We start from the raw sequence: 17771 nt of genomic DNA, 5'->3' as shown, positions 1-17771 counted from the left end.
TGCTTGGCCTTTTGGCTCTTGTCGGACGTCCGGTGGGGACTTCCGGTCTGCAAAATACTTGAGAAGAATGGGCGGAGATTTTGCGGTGGTCCTGCCACACAGTCTGCAAGAGGGCGGAAACCGGGCCTGAAGTGCAGGAATTTGAGACCGAAAAAGAGCCCCGGCCCCAAGTGAGGGGCCGGTAGTCGAAGTTGCCGCATTCGTGTCGCGGCAATGAGCCGCCGCCTTGGCGGCGTCGCCGATCAGGCGGTGACGGCCAGATTTACAGCCTTGGGGCCTTTGCCGCGTTTGTCCGGCTCGGTTTCAAACGTGACTTTCTGTCCGTCTTCCAGTCCCGCCAGGCCGGATGCCTGTACGGCGGAAATGTGAACGAAGATATCCTTCTGGCCATCATCCGGGGTGATAAACCCGTATCCCTTGGCCTGATTGAAGAATTTAACGGTACCACTCTGAGACATTAGAAGGAGTCCTTTCGCCCTTCATGCTGGTTTCGGCGGGCCACCTCTTTTCGGGTTCAGGCCCATGGCGTATCGGTCGTTTACTGGGGGAGAAGAAACAGTCAGCTTGCGTCACGAAGCCGAGACATGTGGCTGCAGAAGGAGCCCGCAACGGCATGTTTTTTTTCATCGGCCTCATCGCAACTTCCTGCAAATCCTTGAAATGCAAGGCTTTGCCAGGGCACGCCATTCCCGTCTCCGGGCCGGCAAATGCCCGAATGGACTAGACCTTCCCCGATTTTTTGAAGGTCGGCAAGCGAAAGTTTTATGAATGGGACGAATGGCTTATATCAAACAATCCGCAAATCCTGTCCGCGGAAAGAAGGCGCGGCGGCATTCGCGCCGCGCCTAGACGAGCCCACGCTCGTCAAGCAGAAATCAACGAGCCCAGGCTCGTCAAGCAGAAATCGACGAGCCTGGGCTCGTCAAACAGAGATCGGCGAGCCGGAGCTCGCCGAGCAGCAATCACATAGCCGAAAGGTTGACGGCCTTGGGGCCTTTGCCCATGCGGTCGGGCTCGACGTCGAAGGAGACCTTCTGGCCATCGTTGAGCGTGGTCATGCCGGAACGCTCGACGGCGGAAATGTGAACGAAAACGTCCTTTGCGCCATCGTCAGGCGTGATGAAGCCGAAGCCTTTGGTCGTGTTGAAGAATTTGACGGTGCCGGTCTGGGCCATGGGAACTCCTATCCCTTTAGATAATCGCGTCTGCGCGGGATGCACAGGTTCGCGGTCGTCGAGAACTGAAACCAAGTCGGGAAAGGGGTCGTCCAATAAACGTATCCAGCCTCCCGGGGCTGTGGTCACCCGAGCGCGGGGAATCTACCGTATGATGGATTCTTGCACAAGCAGGGCTGTGTCAGCAAATCTGCGATCCGCCACGCTGCTGCAAAGAGTGCTCCATTCGCATCCCAGGCAGGCCTTTCTTGTTCGCCCCTTTGCGAAGGCGGTTCGCATGCGCTCGAGGAGGGAGGCGTCGGGGGCGAGGCGAATTCCGGGTGCCACAGGGCGCGCCAGCACGCGCTGCAAGGCGGTTGCGGCATTGCGATCCCTTTCGGCCACGTTCTTGCGCAGGCAGTGCGGTGCTTTCTCCGCAAGAAGAGGGCTGCAAATGTCGTCGGGGCCGCAAACGATGAGGATTTCCTCTCCGTTTGAGATCCGCGACGCGATCCGGTCGTAGTTTTGCGTGAAGGCGGGGCTGTAGCCTCGCCCGACATAGGTCAGCATGCATAGGAGGTGGTGCGCGCGCAGCCTGACGGTCACGACCGGCGGGCCTTGCTGCTTGCGCGGTGCAGTGCGACGAGGCTGGCGGCGCCAAGCGCGGATTTCAGGATGGCGCCCAGGAAGAATGGCGTGACGCCGAAGGTGATGGCTTTTTCAACGCCGATCAGAGAGCTCAGCCAGGCGGCGCCCATCAGAAGGCATAGAGCGTTGGCGGCAAGCATGGATGCAAATGCAAGGAGCGGGCGATGGGCATCCCACCCGCGGCCGGCAAGAAAACCGACCATTGCGGCCATAACCGGGAAGGCCGCCAGGTAACCCGCCGTGGGGCCTGTGAAGTGAACGATGCCACCAGCGCCACCTGCCAGAACGGGAAGGCCCAACATCGCTTCGCCGAGCCAGGCCAGAACGGTGAGCGCTCCCAGGCGAGCGCCGAACAGGGCGCCGACCAGTGTCACCGCAAAAGTCTGCATTGTTACGGGAACGGGCACCATAGGTACTTCGATCTGCGATGACAGGGCAAGAAAGAGCGTTCCGACGATGACCGCGCCTGTCTTGAAGCCGGTCGAGCGTTCATCCAGGCGCAGCAGGGAGATGCTTTTGCCGGCGGTCGGATGGCTTGACGAGATGCTCATGGTGTTCCTTTCGGGAGGGTGGATTAAAATTATAGATAATTCTATGTATCCATCTATTATTGAATCCATATTGCCAGGCGGATTGCAAGCCTGCCTCGCAGAATAGCTTTATTCGTCTATCGCAAGGGACATCCGCGCCATTTTCAGGTTGCAGAATGGTTCCATCAAATCCTGTAACGCGGGACGCAGAATGTGATGGTTGAAACGGTTGAGCCGGCGCGCTCGAACGTTGCATGAGTGGGAAAGGGCGCACTACCTTTTGCCTGTTTCGCGGGGGCGCGCGAAATTCAGGAGTTCATTCATGACCGATACACCGACGCGGCGCACCGTCCTTGCAACGGGCTTCGCTGCCGGCGTTCTTTCGATGTTGCCCGGGGTGGCCGGAGCTGCGTCGGAAGGGTCCGTCAGATTGGGAAAACCGGAGCCGTTTTCCTTTGACGAGTTGAAGCGGATGGCAGAAGAGCTCGCCGCTGCGCCGTTCGAGCCGCCGGTTATCGGCGACAGCGATGTTCTGGAAAAGATCGATTACGACCGTCACAATCAAATCGCCTATCGCGCGGATCGCACCTTGTGGCGCAACGAGCCGGAGGGACCGGCGGTGCGTTTTTTCCATCCGGGCCGCTATTTCAAGGAACCGGTCGAGATTTCCGTGGTCGAGGATGGTGTCGCGCGGCGCATCGAGTTCAGCGAGGATTATTTCGACATGCCCGCCGAACACCCCGCGCGCAGCTTGAAGAAAGCCGGCGTGGCGGGCTTTCGGGTCATGAACGCGGATCAGAAGAACGACTGGATGGCGTTTCTCGGTGGCACGTATTTCCGCACCTCGGGACCTTTCGATCAGTTCGGCCTGTCCGCAAGAGGGCTGGTCGTTGATGCAGCGGCTAATGGCAAGCCGGAGGAATTTCCGCGTTTCACGCGGTTCTGGCTGGAGCGGCCGGGCGATGGCGGTATCGTCATTCATGCACTGATGGACGGGCCAAGCGTGACTGGCGCTTATCGCATCGAGAGCCGGCGCGAGAGCGGCGTGATCCAGGACGTCCGGGCCTCGATCATGCTGCGCAAGAATGTGGAGCGCCTCGGCATCGCCCCGCTCACCTCCATGTTCTGGTATGCCGAGAACAATCGCGAAGCCGCACATGACTGGCGACCTGAAATCCACGATTCCGACGGGCTGGAGATCTGGACAGGGGCGGGCGAGCGCATCTGGCGGCCGCTTGCCAACCCTCCGCAAGTCTGCGTCAACGCATTTGCCGACAGCGATCCCAAGGGGTTCGGCCTCATGCAGCGCGACCGTGATTTCGAGAATTATCAGGACGACGGCGTCTTCTATGAGAAGCGCGCCAGCCTGTGGGTCGAACCGTTGGACGGATGGGGAGAGGGGGCTGTGGAGCTTCTCGAAATTCCAACCGACGATGAGATTCACGACAATATCGGCGCCTTCTGGGTGCCGACCGGTAAGGCCCTGGCGGGAAGCCGCCATGACATGCATTATCGTTTGCACTGGGTGGCAGATACGCCGGGCCGCGATCAGGATACAGCGCGCGTGGTCGCGACGCGAACCGGGCTTGGAGGCGTTCCCGGGCAACCCCGTCCGCAGGGCGTCACGAAATTTTCCATCGATCTGGAGGGAGCGTCGCTTGCCGGCCTTGACCGCGAAAGCGGTGTGGAGGCCGTCGTCGAGGCCCAGCGCGGCAGGATCGACAATGTCGCGGCTTATCCGGTGGTGGGTACGAAGAAGTGGCGGGTGCTTTTCGACGTGAAGGCCGACGGTGGCGAGGCCGTCGATCTGCGCATGTTCCTGCGCCGGGAGGGCGATGCACTCAGCGAAACCTGGGTCTATCAGTTCTTTCCGCCGCAAGATCGGCAGAGCTGATATTCCGTGAGCAGCGCGGTCAGCCCTCGATGAGAAATGCTTCCCGGCGTTTGCCGGAGGCGGTTTCAACGGGGCGCTGGCCGATCCAGCGCACATGCCGCGCAAGCACAGCGCAGGCCGCGTCTGTCTCGCCGCGCCGCAAATGCATGAGTATGGCGCGGTGATCGCGGTCGGTACGGGTTTCCCAGTTGGAGCGCCATGCGGAAAAGAGAAAACGCGCGCTCGCAGCGTGAAGATCGTCTATCGCTGCCAGAAGGCGGGGCATGCCGCATGGTGTCACCAACAGGCGGTGAAAGCGACGATTGGCCTCCTCCCAGCTTGCGACATCGCGTGCCCGGTCACCGTCCTTCGTCGCTTCCTCGGCGGCGTTGAGAATGGCGGGGGTCAGGTGCTCGGCTGCATTGCGCAAGGCAAGTACTTCCAGCGCCGCCCGCATCTCGGCCACTTCACGCACCTGATTGAGATCGAAGGCGGCCACGCGAACACCGCGCCGCGGCTCGTTCACGGCAAGGCCCTGAGCCTCGAGAAGGCGAAAGGCTTCCCGCACCGGCACATGACTGGTTTCGAACTCTTCGGCAATATGATCCTGGCGCAGTCGTGCCCCGGGCTCCAACGTGCCTGAGACAATGCGTTCGGCGAGAATGCGGCTGATCTGCGCCGCCCTGGTTTCTTTGATTTCGGCCATGATTATAGATAATTTTTTGCGGGAGTTCTGTCGAGCGGTGAATGCTGGATTTCCGCCGATGCGAAATCCGAGTGCAGATCGGTATCTTGTGATTTTCCGTATTTGAGATATTTTCCCATATATGGAAAATAACCTTGACCATCGCATTGCCGACCGATTGCGCGCCATGCGTCTTGAGCGCAACTGGTCGCTGGACCGACTGGCATCGGAAAGCGGCGTCAGCCGGGCAACTCTGTCCCGATTGGAAAATGCCGAGATCAGCCCAACGGCTGCAGTGCTTGGAAAACTCTGCGGGTCCTACGGAATAACGCTGTCGCGGCTTCTTTATCTGGCGGAGGAAACCTTTCCTGCCCTGGTGGCAGCCAGCGACCAGAAAATCTGGGACGATCCTGAAACGGGCTTTCGGCGCCGCGTGGTTTCCCCGCCCGCTCAATCGCTTTCGGGTGAGGCGATCGAAGGAACGCTGCCCGCCGGTTCTCGGCTTGCCTATGATGTGCCGCCCAGGCCGGGGCTGGAGCATCACCTGATTGTTCTTGAGGGGAAGCTCTCCATGGAAATCGAGGGCGAGCGTCACGATCTCACGGCGGGCGATTGTCTACGCTATCAATTGCGCGGCCCGAACGTTTTTTCGACAGCTGAGGATACGGGGGCCCGCTATCTCGTCTTCATTGTGTGAGGAGCCATGAACGGCGACGGTGTTCCCATTATTCGAATTCTCGATGGAGATATGGCGCGCAGGCACCTGAAAAAGTTTGGTGCCCTGCTGCATGCCTGTGTTCTGGATGGCGCGAGTGTCGGCTTCATACTGCCCTTCACGCAATCCCAGGCGGAAGATTTCTGGCGCGAAAAGGTTTTTTCCTCGTTGGGGGAGGGCCGGCGCATTCTTCTTTCGGTATGGATCGGGGAATATCTGGCGGGCACGGTCCAGCTCGTCATTGACACGATGCCCAACCAGTCGCACCGGGCGGAAGCCTCCAAGCTGCTCGTCGATCCGGTATTCAGGCGCAGAGGCCTCGCACGTCTGCTGATGATCGCGCTTGAGGATGAGGCGCGCAGGCGCGGCCGCACCTTGATTACCCTTGATACACGCACAGGCGACAAGGCGGAGCCGCTTTATTCATCTCTCGGATTTGAAACGAGTGGCATCATTCCTGGCTATTGCCTCGACGCGCATACGTGCGTGCTCGATGCAACCACGATCATGTACAAGCATCTCACGCCGCAGGCAGGCTGAGGCAGGCGGTGAAGCCTGCCTCGGTGTTTTCCAGCGTGAGCCTTGCATCCCACGCTTCGGCGATGTCCTGTACGATGGCAAGGCCAAGGCCAGCTGCTCCTCCGGCTCGATCAAGACGCACGCCGCGCTTCAGCGCGTCATCGATTTTCGCCTCGGGTATGCCGGGACCGTCATCGATGATGCGAAGCAAAATCCGACCATCTTCTCGCCGGGCAGTAATCGCTATCGCCGTTCGCGCATGACGCGCGGCGTTTTCCATGAGATTGCCGAGCGCCTCGGCGAGATCGTCGGGGTCGATACGGGCGAACAGCCCTTCGGGCAGGGCCGGTTTCCAGGCGAGCCGCCCGCCCTCTGGCGTTCGCGAGGCCACCTTCATCACCTGCATGGCTGTGCGGGCGAGGTCAGAGCGCGCGTCGGGATTGCCTGCTGCCATCCGCGTGCGCGTCAACTCCCGGTCCACATGGCGGCGCATGCTCTCCAGAAGGGTTTCTATCTCGTCGGCCAGAGGGGTTTCATCGCGCGCGCGCAGGCGCTCCACATCGCCTGCCAGAACCTGGAGCGGGGTCTTGAGGCCGTGCGCGAGATCGGCGGCGCGGGCTCGTGCCTGCCTGATCTGAAGGTCCCGGGCATCGAGCAATGCATCGATTTCGGTGGCGAGCGGCTGGATTTCGCGCGGGAAGGAGCGATCCAGCCGCGTTGCCTTGCCGGCGCGGATTGCGGAGAGCCGATCGCGTATGGCGGTGAGCGGGGACAGTCCCACCGCCACCTGAGCATAGGCGGCGCCGATCAGAAAAAGCGCAAGCAGGCCGAGATAGGGCAGGAGGTCCGTCCGGAATGCGCGGGCGGCCTGATCGATCTCGCCGGCGTCGATGGCGACCGCGACCGTGACGGCTTCATTGCGAAGCCTTTGGGGCAGGGTGATCCGGCGTTCGATCACGATCAACGGCTCTCCCGCCGGGCCATCTGCGATGCGATGCCGGTGTTCTGCGCCATCGGGCGGGGCATCCTGAGGCAGGGAAAGCTCCGCGTCCCACAGGGAGCGGGAACGCAAGCGTGTATCCTCAGCCTCTACCTGCCAGTAAAGACCTGATAGCGGCTGCTCGAAACGGGGATCGGCTGCCGGCTTGGTCATGACGATCTTTCCGTCGGTATTGCGGTCGAGGCCGGCGACGACCTGGGTCAGGTCGGTGCGCAACTCCGCCTCGATGCGTCGTTCCACATGCCGTTCGAAAAGGAGCGTCAATCCGAGGGCAGAAAGGGCCAGGGCCGCGAGAACGGAAACCGCGCCGGCCAGAAGCAGCCGGAGGCGCAGGGAGCCGCCGCTCATGCCGGCGTGTCCACTATCGCGTAGCCGAAGCCGCGGCGCGTCTCTATCGCTTCGGCGCCGAGCTTCTTGCGCAGGCGTGCGAGCACGGCTTCCAATGCGTTTGCCTCACGGCTTTCATCATCGCCGTAAAGATGCTCGAGCAATTCGCCGGGCGGAACGACGCGGCCCTTGTGGTGCATGAGATATGCCAGAAGCCGGTATTCGAGGGGTGACAGGGTGAGGGGAACGCCGTCGCGCGACACACGCATCTGCCGCGTGTCGAGGGAAATGGAACCTGCCTCGATGATCGGAGCCCCGTGACCGCTCGCGCGGCGGATCAGGGCGCGCACGCGCGCCAGCAGTTCCTCCATGCGGAAAGGTTTGGGGAGATAATCGTCGGCGCCCGCATCGATGCCTTCGACGCGTTCTGACCAGGTGCCGCGCGCAGTCAGAACGAGGACGGGTATCGTGCGGCCCGCCGCACGCCACCGTTTCAAAACGGCGAGCCCGTCCATGCCGGGAAGTCCGAGATCGAGCACGACGAGATCGTAATCTTCCGTGTCGCCGCGAAACCAGGCGTCTTCGCCATTGTCAGTGGTCTCCACCACATAGCCGGCCGCCATCAGGGTGGCTGCGACATCGCCGGCGATCCTCGGCTCGTCCTCGACGAGCAAGACACGCATCAATCCTTCTCCAGCTTCAGAATCCGGGCTGTCAACGCGTCTACGTCCACTTCAAGAAGCCGCCCGCCGGTCGTCATGACCTTGAGTTCGTAGATATAGCGGTCGTGCTCTCGCTCCAGTTCGACATCCACCACCTCGCCGTCGATTTCCCTGCGCAGCTTCTGAAGTATTTCGGCGAGCGGCAGCGCCCGGCCACTTTCGAGCGCGCGGCGGGCCTCTTCGTGATCATCGCCATCGGCGCGGGCAACTCCCGAGAGAAGGCCGATGGTGAGAGGAAGAATGGCGGCAAATTGTCTGATGGTCATCGTAGCATCATAGGCAAGCGAAGCTGACAATTCCCTGACATGGATCAACGGCGGGGCGTCAGGAGGCTTCTGCCATGGTCGTGTTGTCCGGATCGTCCGGCCCTCAGACAAGGAAAACAGACCATGAAATCCCATCTCATCGCCTCCGCCGTCGTTCTGGCAATTGCCTGTGGCGCGGGTGTGGCGCAGGCCTCCGAAAGCCCCAATCTCAATGTGCCCAAGGATCAGTGGATGTCGATTGCCCAGATCAGCGACAAGTTCAAGACCGAAGGCTACGACGTACGGCAGGTCAAGATCGAGAAGGGCGTCTATGAAGTCTATGCGCTGGACAAGGATGGCAAGCGCATCGAAGCCCTGGTTCATCCCGCGACCGGTGAGATCATCGGCAGCGAAATGGATGATGACGACTGATGAGCGACATCCGTAACGGGGTTGAAGCCGGCGGCAGTGCTCCGCCGGCGCCAGCCGTCCCCGTGGAAGCGGCTGAAGACGTGCGCGTCTGGGACCCGCTTGTGCGGCTTTTTCACTGGCTTCTGGTGGCGGCCTTCATCACCGCCTGGGTAACGGGCGATGAACTGAAATCGGTGCATATCTACGCGGGGTATACGATCATCGGTCTTCTCGCAGTACGCGTTCTGTGGGGGCTTTTCGGGTCCACCCACGCCCGGTTCAGCGATTTCATCTATCATCCCGCGACCACGCTCGGCTATCTCGCCGACATGGTGCGGCTGCGGGCCCGGCGTTACCTTGGGCACAACCCGGCGGGCGGGATGATGGTGCTGGCGCTGATCGGAATGCTCTCGGCCATAACCGCTACCGGCTACATGATGACCACCGATGCCTATTGGGGCGTCCAATGGGTTCAGGAAACCCATGAAACCCTGGTCAACATCACCCTGGTGCTGATCGGCCTGCATCTGGCGGGGGTGGCCTTTGCCAGCCTCGAACATCGCGAAAACCTGGTCAAGGCGATGATCACGGGCCGCAAGCGGGCCGAATGACCATTCCGGGGCGGCTATACCGCCTGGCTTGAGATGGGGATGGCGGGGCTGTCGCCCCGCTATTTTCCGTTTCCTGAGTATTTGCGGTCAGAAGGGGCCAAATGACTGCACCGAATGACTGCCAATGCGCTAGGCAGGCTTTGCCGTGAAAGCGGGGGAGGCCAGACGCTCCACATGTTCGCGCAGATCCTTCGGCCAGGCGGCGATGCGTGTCTGGAAAGCCCTTTCATCTCCCGCATAAAGCGCGCGTGCGGCCTCTTCATAGCCCGGCTGGTCGCCCAGCATCGCCATCATGAAGCGATCGGCGGCCGCCTGCGCCTGCCGCATACGTTCACGCGGGGCACCAGCATTGCGTGCCGCATCAACGAGTTTGCGCAGGGTGGCCGACGCCCCTCCCGGCTGCTTGTTCAGCCATTCCCATTGGCGCGGCAAGAGGGTGACTTCGCGCGCGACGACACCGAGTTTCGGTCTGCCCGGAGAGCGGGGAGAGGCTGGCTTTTCAGGAGCCGGAGCAAGACGGGCTGCGACTTCCCAGGCCGAACCTGTCACGTTGAAGTCGACCTGTCTGCCGCTCTCGTCGTCGAACATCAGGATGCTCGCTTCAGGGCTGTTCTCAAGCTTCGTCTTGGCCGCAAGCGCGACCTCGGCAGCAGGGCCGGAGGCCAGATGCTGCTTGTCGCAAAAGGCTGTGTAGGTGCTCATCGCAATGCTCCATCTCAATTGGAGATGGGTTTTACCCGGGTGTAATATTCCTGTCAATATACCCGGGTAAAATAATCCGAATGGGCGGTATGCGGTGACATCTGCGCGTTTGTGGTGCAGGGAAAAAACTGCGGTTTTGGGAGTCTTTGCGTGAGAGAACTGATCCTTTTGCGGCATGCCAAATCGAGTTGGGACGATCCGCGGCTCGATGATTTCGACCGGCCGCTGGCCCCGCGCGGTCGCAGGGCGGCACCCTTGATGGGACGTGAGATCGCCCGGCGCGGCTGGCTGCCGGAGCAGGTGATGGTCTCGGCGGCGCGGCGGGCCTGGCAAACCTGGCGTCTCGTTGCGTCCGTGCTTGAGCAAGAAGAAACCGCGGCGAAGCCGGAAGAGGCGCTCTACATGGCCTCGCCGGAAACGTTGGTCGAGGCGCTGCGGCGGAGTGGCGGGCACGCGCAATCTATTCTTCTGGTAGGCCACAATCCCGGGCTTGAGACGTTCGCCGGGCGGCTTTGCGGGGCAGGTTCGGACGAGGATGCAAAAGAAGCGCTGCTGGACAAGTTTCCGACGGCGGCGGTAGCCCGTTTCGAAATTGAAGCGGGATGGGCGGAACTGGATTTCGGCGCGGGGCGGCTGACCCATTTCCTGCGGCCGAAGGATTTTTCCTGACGGAAGAATGTCATGGCTCCTGACAGCCTTCTGTCAGGAGCGGCGTGCGAACCGATGCCAGCGGGGGATTCCGGCGGGGACACCCCTTTCCATTTGGCACTCGCCAATCCATATTCGCTGCATGGCCAAAACATCCGACAAGAAACCTGGCGGCTTCGGCGAAGCCCCGCAGCCCGCGCTTTCGGGCACGCCGCTCACCGGCTCGATCTCCGGCTGGGCCGATGAGATCGCGCGAGAGGCGGAGGATGCGCCGCGAGCCGGCAATAAGAAGACGAAGATTCCCGAGCGTTCCGCCAGCGCGTCCAAGACGGCGCGCGGCACCTCCATGGGCGGCGCTGCTTCCGCCAAGGAGCGTGCGGCTGCCGGTTTGATGCCCGTTGCGGGTCTGGATGTCACGCTGGAAGAGGCTGAGGGCCTGTCTTCCTCCGGTGTCACGGCGACGGTCGCGGCGCTCTCCAGGCTGATCGAGGGAGGCGATCCCAATCTGAAATCCGGCTGGACGCCGCATCGGCCATCGCGTCCGGAGAAATCCGAGGGCGGCATTCCGCTGCGCATGATGACGGAATTCCAGCCCTCCGGCGACCAGCCGACGGCCATCGCCGATCTTGTCGCCGGCGCCAATGAGAACGAGCGCACGCAGGTACTGCTCGGCGTCACCGGTTCGGGCAAGACCTTCACCATGGCCAAGGTGATCGAGCAAACGCAGCGCCCCGCGCTCATCCTCGCTCCCAACAAGACCCTTGCCGCCCAGCTTTACGGCGAGTTCCGCTCTTTCTTCCCCGACAATGCGGTCGAGTATTTCGTCTCCTATTACGACTACTATCAGCCGGAGGCATATGTCCCGCGCTCGGACACCTATATCGAGAAGGAAAGCTCGATCAACGAGCAGATCGACCGTATGCGTCACTCGGCGACGCGCGCCCTGCTCGAGCGCGACGACGTGGTCATTGTCGCCTCCGTTTCCTGTATCTACGGTATCGGTTCGGTCGAGACCTATACGGCCATGACCTTTCAGATGCAGATCGGTGACCGGCTGGACCAGCGCCAGCTTCTCGCCGATCTCGTCGCCCAGCAATACAAGCGTCAGGACATCAATTTCGTGCGCGGCTCCTTCCGTGTGCGCGGTGATACGATCGAGATTTTCCCTGCCCACCTTGAGGATCGCGCCTGGCGCATCTCGCTGTTCGGCGACGAGATCGAGGCGATCACCGAATTCGATCCGCTGACGGGCAAGAAGACCGACGACCTGAAGTCGGTGAAGATCTACGCCAATTCGCACTATGTCACTCCGCGCCCGACGCTTAACCAGGCGATCAAGGGCATCAATACGGAACTCAAGCAGCGACTGGGCGAGCTGGAGCGGGCAGGGCGTCTCCTGGAGGCGCAGCGGCTGGAGCAGCGCACGCGCTTCGACCTGGAAATGCTCGAGGCGACAGGTTCTTGCGCGGGCATCGAAAACTATTCGCGTTATCTGACGGGCCGGGCGCCCGGTGAGCCGCCGCCGACACTGTTCGAATATATTCCCGACAACGCGCTCGTCTTCGTCGACGAGAGCCATGTCACCATTCCGCAGATCGGCGGCATGTACCGGGGCGACTTCCGCCGCAAGGCGACACTGGCCGAGTATGGTTTCCGCCTGCCGTCCTGCATGGACAACCGGCCGCTGCGCTTCGAGGAGTGGGACGCGATGCGGCCGCCGACCGTCGCGGTTTCGGCGACGCCCGGCGGCTGGGAGATGGAGCAGGCCGGCGGCGTCTTCGCCGAGCAGGTCATCCGGCCCACGGGACTGATCGACCCGCCGGTCGAGGTACGCCCGGCCAAGACGCAGGTGGACGACGTTCTGGGCGAAATCCGCGAGACGGCCAAGGCCGGTTACCGCACACTTGTCACCGTCCTGACCAAGCGGATGGCCGAAGACCTGACCGAATATCTGCACGAACAGGGCGTGCGGGTGCGCTACATGCACTCCGACATTGACACGCTGGAGCGTATCGAGATCATCCGCGACCTGCGCCTTGGCGCGTTCGACGTTCTGGTCGGCATCAACCTGCTGCGCGAAGGTCTCGACATTCCTGAATGCGCGCTCGTCGCGATTCTCGACGCGGACAAGGAAGGGTTCTTGCGCTCCGAGACCTCGCTGGTGCAGACGATCGGCCGCGCGGCACGCAATGTCGATGGCCGGGTGCTGCTTTATGCGGATCAGATCACGGGGTCCATGACCCGGGCGATGGAGGAAACCAACCGCCGCCGTGAGAAGCAGCTCGCCTATAATGAGGAGCATGGCATCACGCCTGCATCGGTGAAGAAGAACATCGCCGATATTCTCGATTCCGTTTACGAGCGCGACCACGTGCGGGCCGACATTGGCGGCGCCGGCAAGAAGGGCGAAGACCTCAACAATCTGGTCGGCAACAATCTCGCCGCACATCTCGAACATCTGGAAAAGGCGATGCGGGATGCCGCCGCCGATCTGGACTTCGAGGAGGCCGCGCGGTTGCGCGACCAGATCAAGCGCCTGCGTGAGACCGAGCTCGCCATCATGGACGACCCGCTGGCGCGTGATGCGGGCGTGGAGAACACGCAGAGGAGCCGCCGCGACGCCGCGCGGGGACGCAAGGGCAGCAAGCCGACCGGCGCTTCGGGCAGCGCTTCCCTGTTCCACAAGCCGGATCTGGACGAGATGGGTACTTCCGGAGCCCATGCGGTTCCAGCGGGGGAAGGGCTCTTCCGCAAGAATTCGCTCGATGAGATGACGGTCGGGCGCACCGAAAAGCCTGTCGGCAAGGCTCCCCCGAAAAAGCCGGTCGATAATGAGGCAAAGCCGTTGAAGCGCGGGAAGATCGGGGCAGGTTCCTATGAGGATCCCGGCGATGAACGACAGCGCAGCCGCCGATCGTCGAAGACAGGACGGCCGGGGCGGTAGGTCCAGGGCGCAAGGTGTTGTCAAAACGCCGGTCGGGCTGGTCGCTTTCCAAAGTGTGTCGCGATCTTTCAGATTCGCGCCCTACACTTTAAGTCCTTGATCTTACGCATGTCCTTATCCCGGAACTGGCTCCCACTTCCGGGAGACATGCGTTAGAGTGGTTCATCGTTTCATGGAAATCCCGAACCGCTCTATCTCTTTGTTTTTCCGCATTTATGCAGACGTCAGGTGATTCCACCTGACTGCAAAATGCTCTAGAAGCGCAGGGAGAAACGTGCCTTCACGGTCTGCTCCGGTGTGGAGGTGTTGCGACCGGCGGAAATACCGTAATTCGCCTTGACCGTGGCGCGTGGATTGAGCGTCAAGTCAAGGCCGGCCTTCGCCGTGAGGCGTGCATCATCTGATGCGCTGTAGGTGGCCTCATGGTTCGCGCCGGGGCGGGTCGAACGGGTTTGCGAGATGCTCCATTCGAACCCCGCATGCGGACGGATGCGTCCACGTTCTGTGCTGTGGGGCGCTTCGCTGGAGAAGCCGACCGTCAGCCGCGCCGTATCATTCCCGTATCCGGTGGTGGCACCACCGAAGCGTGTGCTGGACAGGGTTCCCTGTCCATAGCCGCGCATCTTCACTTTCCCCGTTGCGAAGCTTCGGCTTGCCCGAAGCAGGGCGAAAACCCTGTCGCCGGAAGCGTTCGGTGTGTGGAGGCTGTTGGCCGCACGCCCGGAATAGGCACTGCGCATGCCTCCGAGTGCGAAATCGAGATAGGTCTGCGGAGCGGTAAAGACCGTTCCGTATAGGGTGGTTGATACGGTGCTTGCCGAATAGGTGAGGTCGGTGGAGAGCGGTGTGCGGTCATAGGCTACGCCCATCAATGCGCCGATCAGGAGGCGAGGGCTGAGGCGCATGTCAGCGCCGATGGCAAGACCCTGGGTCGAGAAGGCCGAAGACCGGGAATCGTTGGCGCGTGCCTCGCTGATGAGGGCTTCGCCTCCCATCCAGGCGGCCACGCGCGGCGTGCGCCGCAGCTTCTCCTGCGCCTGGATGCTGCGCGTGTCGAGAACCCTGGTGCTGACCTGGGAGCCGGAACCACGCCGAAACTGAAGCTTCACCATGCTGGATGCGGCGTTGCCGCCCTTGCCGCGCAGGTTGCGTGTGTTGTCCAGTCGCTCGCCGAGGATCGATAGCTGACGCGCCTCACCTGATGCCGCGCGGGCTTCCTGGCGGCTCACCACAGCCGCGAGGTCATAGACCTCCTGCGCGGCAGCGCTTTGTGCCGCGCCGAAAACACAGGCAACAAGGACAGGAGCAACAAGGATAAGCCAAACCGCAGCAATCGCGGCCCGGTCGGGACGAAACGGCATCTCGGAAAGCTCCGATGTTTTCGGGAGAGCGCCGGCCGCCAACGGGTTTCAGGGACGCTCGGTTACAGCCCGTTCATCGACGCTTCGAAAGCCACTTGTAGCAATAGCGCGAAATCACCCGAACAGGACGATCCAAGAATAGGGGATGGATTTCGTCATGCAATATTACAGCCGGTAACATTTTGTTTTCGTCGGCCAGTGTTGTCGTTTTGCAATAGGCGAATGGGAGGGGAATGGGGGCGTACTCAAATGTGTGCCGGCTTCGAAAAGCGTGGCGCGGCACACGCATATTATATGCGCCTCTGAAAGAGGCGTTCCGGTATGTCGGGTTCAAGCATTTCTCAATGCTGCAGGCTTTCAAGCTTCCAGGCGAATACTGCCGCCGTCGAGCCCTGCCTGCACCAGGTTGAGGGGCATCCTTCTTCCATTGGCCCAGGAACGCATGACGTGCCCTGCCACCCGCTCACGCGTCTTGGCATCGCTGTGTCTGATGCCCAGTTCGTCGCAAACGGCCTCGATGGCCTGCTGCATCGCCATGATTTCGTCGGCCTCATAGATGCCGGTACGGATATATGGTACTCGAGACTTGGCCATTGTCCGGCCCTCCTCTGCCGTGCGCGGTGCAGGTCGGCATTTCTTCCCTCCCTATGCCGCTATCCCGACCGCGCACTGTAACGGTAACACGTTTATTTCCCCTGTCTATTATGGCGAATCTTTGTTGCGGGTGCGTAACGACCGCTGCCGTAAAAAAAATCGTCCTTGCGGTGAACCTTTCCCATCGCCGCAGCGACCCATGGTCATCGGGCGGCCGAGAGGGCCGGCCTTCATCGCAAGGAGGATGACATGACCATGAAACGTATCGTCACCGCTGGCCTGTTGGCCGTCACCATTGTTGCCGCCGCTCTTTCCTCGACCACGGTCGAAAGCCGCGCCGGAAGTCTTTCGCCCGGTGAAGCGGCTGCGATTGCAGGCGTCGGCGGCCTGATCGTCGGCGGGCTGATCGCGGATTCTCGTGCCCGCTACTATGCCCCGGCGCCGGTCTATGGCCACGCGCATGCCTGGGATCGCCATGTGGCACGCTGCTATGCGCGCTATCGGTCATACGACGCCTATAGCGACACCTTTCTCGGATATGACGGCTTCCGCCACCGCTGCCTTCTGTAGAGCGCCGGCGCGGCACGAATACATCGTTTTCTGAACCGAGCAGAAAGGAGGACCCGCCACCCCAACAGGTGGCCGCATCTTCCGCCACCTATCCGTTGCGGCCATCTGCGGGCCGGTGCAGCCCCCCTGCGCCGGCCTATCCACGTGTTCTGTCGCGGGCAGAAGCGTTTTGCCGCAAACTGTCACAAATGTCTGCTAAAGGGCTTTTCAGAATGGAATCAATCCGCTTTTCTGAAAAAGCAAGCACCGAGCTTACCTGAAGGAGACCTTTATGAAGATTGCGGTTCTCGGCGGAGACGGCTTCGTTGGTTGGCCCACCTCGCTTCATCTTTCCGCCCGTGGGCATGAGGTGCATATTCTCGACAATCTCTCACGGCGCTGGATCGATACCGAGCTCGGTGTGCAATCCCTGACGCCCATGGATTCCATTCAGGAACGCACCCGCATCTGGCATCAGGAAACGGGAAGGCGGATCCGCTTTCACCTTATCGATCTGGCGCGCGACTATGATGTGCTCAAGGCGTGGCTGGCTGAACACCGGCCAGATGCCATCGTGCATTTCGCCGAGCAGCGCGCCGCGCCCTATTCGATGAAGAGCGACCGGCACAAGAACTACACGGTCAACAACAACACGAATGCGACCCATAACCTGCTAAACGCCATGACCGAGATCGGCCTCGACGCGCATCTGGTGCATCTCGGCACCATGGGCGTTTATGGCTATTCCTCGGTTGGAGCGGCGATCCCGGAAGGTTATCTGCCGGTCGGCGTCGAGACGCTCGGCGGCGACACGGCAACGCTGGAAGTTCTTTACCCGGCCAATCCGGGCTCGATCTACCACATGACCAAATGCCTCGATCAGCTCCTGTTCCAGTTTTACGCCAAGAATGACGGTGTGCGGATTACGGACCTGCATCAGGGGATTGTCTGGGGCACCCATACGGAAGAGACCAAGCTGCACCCGCAGCTCATCAACCGTTTCGATTACGATGGCGATTATGGGACGGTGTTGAACCGGTTCCTGATCCAGGCGGCTATCGGTTATCCGCTGACCGTGCATGGCACGGGCGGCCAGACGCGCGCCTTCATCCATATTCAGGATTCGGTGCGCTGCATCGAACTGGCGCTCAACAATCCTCCGAAGCGGGGCGACCGGGTGGAGGTCTTCAACCAGATGACCGAAACGCACCGGGTGCGGGACCTGGCCGAGCTCGTGGCCCGGATGACGGACGCGAAGGTCGCCTATCTGCCCAATCCGCGCAAGGAAGCGGCCGAGAACGAGCTGGTCGTCAAGAACGACAAGTTCCTGGCGCTCGGCCTCAATCCTATCACGCTGGCCGAAGGGCTTCTGTCGGAGGTGATGGATGTGGCGAAGAAATTCTCCTATCGCGTCGATCGAAGCCGCATTCCGGCGGTCTCCGCGTGGACGAAGGACATTGCGCCCACTGTCGAGCGCGATCCCGAAGGCAAGCGTCTGAAGAGTGTGAGCTGAGGCTGGCCTCGCGCCGGTTC

Annotated in this window: 20 protein-coding genes; 9 read left to right on the top strand and 11 right to left on the bottom strand. The window is 61.5% G+C overall.

Going from position 1 to position 17771, the window contains the following annotated elements; translation table 11 throughout:
- Positions 1 to 242: 242 nt before the first annotated feature.
- The 4 genes from NA8A_RS06055 to NA8A_RS06040 all read right to left on the bottom strand — a co-directional run bounded on the left by NA8A_RS06055 (position 243) and on the right by NA8A_RS06040 (position 2353).
- The gene (locus NA8A_RS06055; RefSeq protein WP_009449766.1) at positions 243 to 458 is read right to left on the bottom strand and encodes a cold-shock protein; all 216 of its coding nucleotides are present in this window, start codon (positions 456 to 458) and stop codon (positions 243 to 245) included.
- 504 nt (positions 459 to 962) lie between these two features.
- Positions 963 to 1175 carry a cold-shock protein gene (locus tag NA8A_RS06050; RefSeq protein WP_009449764.1) on the bottom strand — a complete coding sequence of 71 codons (213 nt, stop codon included), beginning with the start codon at positions 1173 to 1175 and terminating at the stop codon, positions 963 to 965.
- Between the two features lie 144 nt (positions 1176 to 1319).
- Positions 1320 to 1760: a DUF1284 domain-containing protein gene (locus NA8A_RS06045; RefSeq protein WP_040671885.1), complete on the bottom strand. Its 441-nt coding sequence runs from the start codon at positions 1758 to 1760 to the stop codon at positions 1320 to 1322.
- Positions 1757 to 2353 (bottom strand): biotin transporter BioY, encoded by a 597-nt coding sequence (locus NA8A_RS06040; RefSeq protein WP_009449761.1) that lies wholly within the window; start codon positions 2351 to 2353, stop codon positions 1757 to 1759. Before NA8A_RS06040 ends, NA8A_RS06045 begins: the two co-directional genes overlap by 4 nt.
- Positions 2354 to 2654: 301 nt before the next feature.
- On the opposite strand from NA8A_RS06040, the gene NA8A_RS06035 reads away from it, so the two are divergent.
- A complete protein-coding gene (locus NA8A_RS06035; protein WP_009449760.1) occupies positions 2655 to 4226 on the top strand; it encodes an OpgD/OpgG family glucan biosynthesis protein in 1572 nt (523 codons plus the stop codon).
- 19 nt (positions 4227 to 4245) lie between these two features.
- Here NA8A_RS06035 and NA8A_RS06030 read toward each other — a convergent pair whose 3' ends face one another.
- Positions 4246 to 4911, bottom strand: coding sequence for a GntR family transcriptional regulator (locus NA8A_RS06030; protein ID WP_009449759.1), 666 nt, complete (start codon positions 4909 to 4911; stop codon positions 4246 to 4248).
- A 121-nt stretch (positions 4912 to 5032) separates the two neighbouring features.
- On the opposite strand from NA8A_RS06030, the gene NA8A_RS06025 reads away from it, so the two are divergent.
- Both NA8A_RS06025 and NA8A_RS06020 read left to right on the top strand, forming a co-directional pair.
- Positions 5033 to 5587: a helix-turn-helix domain-containing protein gene (locus NA8A_RS06025; protein WP_009449758.1), complete on the top strand. Its 555-nt coding sequence runs from the start codon at positions 5033 to 5035 to the stop codon at positions 5585 to 5587.
- A 6-nt stretch (positions 5588 to 5593) separates the two neighbouring features.
- On the top strand, positions 5594 to 6145 hold the full coding sequence (locus NA8A_RS06020; RefSeq protein ID WP_009449757.1) for a GNAT family N-acetyltransferase: 552 nt from the start codon (positions 5594 to 5596) through the stop codon (positions 6143 to 6145).
- Here the strand turns inward: NA8A_RS06020 and NA8A_RS06015 are convergent.
- From NA8A_RS06015 to NA8A_RS06005, 3 genes are read right to left on the bottom strand one after another with little or no spacing between them, the layout of a single operon-like run.
- Positions 6126 to 7472 (bottom strand): sensor histidine kinase, encoded by a 1347-nt coding sequence (locus NA8A_RS06015; RefSeq protein WP_009449756.1) that lies wholly within the window; start codon positions 7470 to 7472, stop codon positions 6126 to 6128. The genes NA8A_RS06020 and NA8A_RS06015 overlap by 20 nt on opposite strands.
- The gene (locus tag NA8A_RS06010; RefSeq protein WP_009449755.1) at positions 7469 to 8134 is read right to left on the bottom strand and encodes a response regulator transcription factor; all 666 of its coding nucleotides are present in this window, start codon (positions 8132 to 8134) and stop codon (positions 7469 to 7471) included. Before NA8A_RS06010 ends, NA8A_RS06015 begins: the two co-directional genes overlap by 4 nt.
- Positions 8134 to 8439 (bottom strand): PepSY domain-containing protein, encoded by a 306-nt coding sequence (locus NA8A_RS06005; RefSeq protein ID WP_040671965.1) that lies wholly within the window; start codon positions 8437 to 8439, stop codon positions 8134 to 8136. The genes NA8A_RS06010 and NA8A_RS06005 overlap by 1 nt, the downstream gene beginning before the upstream one ends.
- A gap of 123 nt (positions 8440 to 8562) precedes the next feature.
- Between NA8A_RS06005 and NA8A_RS06000 the strand changes: the two genes are divergently transcribed.
- Together NA8A_RS06000 and NA8A_RS05995 are read left to right on the top strand one after the other, a co-directional pair.
- Positions 8563 to 8850 (top strand): PepSY domain-containing protein, encoded by a 288-nt coding sequence (locus tag NA8A_RS06000; RefSeq protein ID WP_009449753.1) that lies wholly within the window; start codon positions 8563 to 8565, stop codon positions 8848 to 8850.
- Complete coding sequence (locus NA8A_RS05995; protein ID WP_009449752.1) at positions 8850 to 9440, top strand: cytochrome b/b6 domain-containing protein; 591 nt, start codon at positions 8850 to 8852, stop codon at positions 9438 to 9440. Before NA8A_RS06000 ends, NA8A_RS05995 begins: the two co-directional genes overlap by 1 nt.
- Positions 9441 to 9569: 129 nt before the next feature.
- On the opposite strand, the gene NA8A_RS05990 is transcribed toward NA8A_RS05995, so the two are convergent.
- The gene (locus NA8A_RS05990; protein WP_009449751.1) at positions 9570 to 10142 is read right to left on the bottom strand and encodes a DUF2239 family protein; all 573 of its coding nucleotides are present in this window, start codon (positions 10140 to 10142) and stop codon (positions 9570 to 9572) included.
- A gap of 150 nt (positions 10143 to 10292) precedes the next feature.
- On the opposite strand from NA8A_RS05990, the gene NA8A_RS05985 reads away from it, so the two are divergent.
- Positions 10293 to 10811: a SixA phosphatase family protein gene (locus NA8A_RS05985; protein WP_040671883.1), complete on the top strand. Its 519-nt coding sequence runs from the start codon at positions 10293 to 10295 to the stop codon at positions 10809 to 10811.
- A 121-nt stretch (positions 10812 to 10932) separates the two neighbouring features.
- Entirely contained in the window at positions 10933 to 13734 is a 2802-nt protein-coding gene (gene uvrB, locus NA8A_RS05980; RefSeq protein ID WP_009449749.1) for an excinuclease ABC subunit UvrB, read from the top strand.
- A gap of 254 nt (positions 13735 to 13988) precedes the next feature.
- Here the strand turns inward: uvrB and NA8A_RS05975 are convergent, their stop codons facing one another.
- Complete coding sequence (locus NA8A_RS05975; RefSeq protein ID WP_143087879.1) at positions 13989 to 15095, bottom strand: autotransporter outer membrane beta-barrel domain-containing protein; 1107 nt, start codon at positions 15093 to 15095, stop codon at positions 13989 to 13991.
- A gap of 357 nt (positions 15096 to 15452) precedes the next feature.
- Entirely contained in the window at positions 15453 to 15689 is a 237-nt protein-coding gene (locus tag NA8A_RS05970) for a hypothetical protein (protein ID WP_009449747.1), read from the bottom strand.
- 249 nt (positions 15690 to 15938) lie between these two features.
- On the opposite strand from NA8A_RS05970, the gene NA8A_RS05965 reads away from it, so the two are divergent.
- Positions 15939 to 16259, top strand: coding sequence for a BA14K family protein (locus NA8A_RS05965; protein ID WP_009449746.1), 321 nt, complete (start codon positions 15939 to 15941; stop codon positions 16257 to 16259).
- 271 nt (positions 16260 to 16530) lie between these two features.
- Positions 16531 to 17751 carry an NAD-dependent epimerase/dehydratase family protein gene (locus tag NA8A_RS05960; protein ID WP_009449745.1) on the top strand — a complete coding sequence of 407 codons (1221 nt, stop codon included), beginning with the start codon at positions 16531 to 16533 and terminating at the stop codon, positions 17749 to 17751.
- Positions 17752 to 17771: the final 20 nt, after the last annotated feature.

The sequence above is a fragment of the Nitratireductor indicus C115 genome (assembly GCF_000300515.1).
GTDB lineage: Bacteria > Pseudomonadota > Alphaproteobacteria > Rhizobiales > Rhizobiaceae > Nitratireductor > Nitratireductor indicus.
The sequence above is the reverse complement of the archived record's forward strand: the minus strand, read 5'-3'. Positions and strand labels throughout refer to the sequence as shown.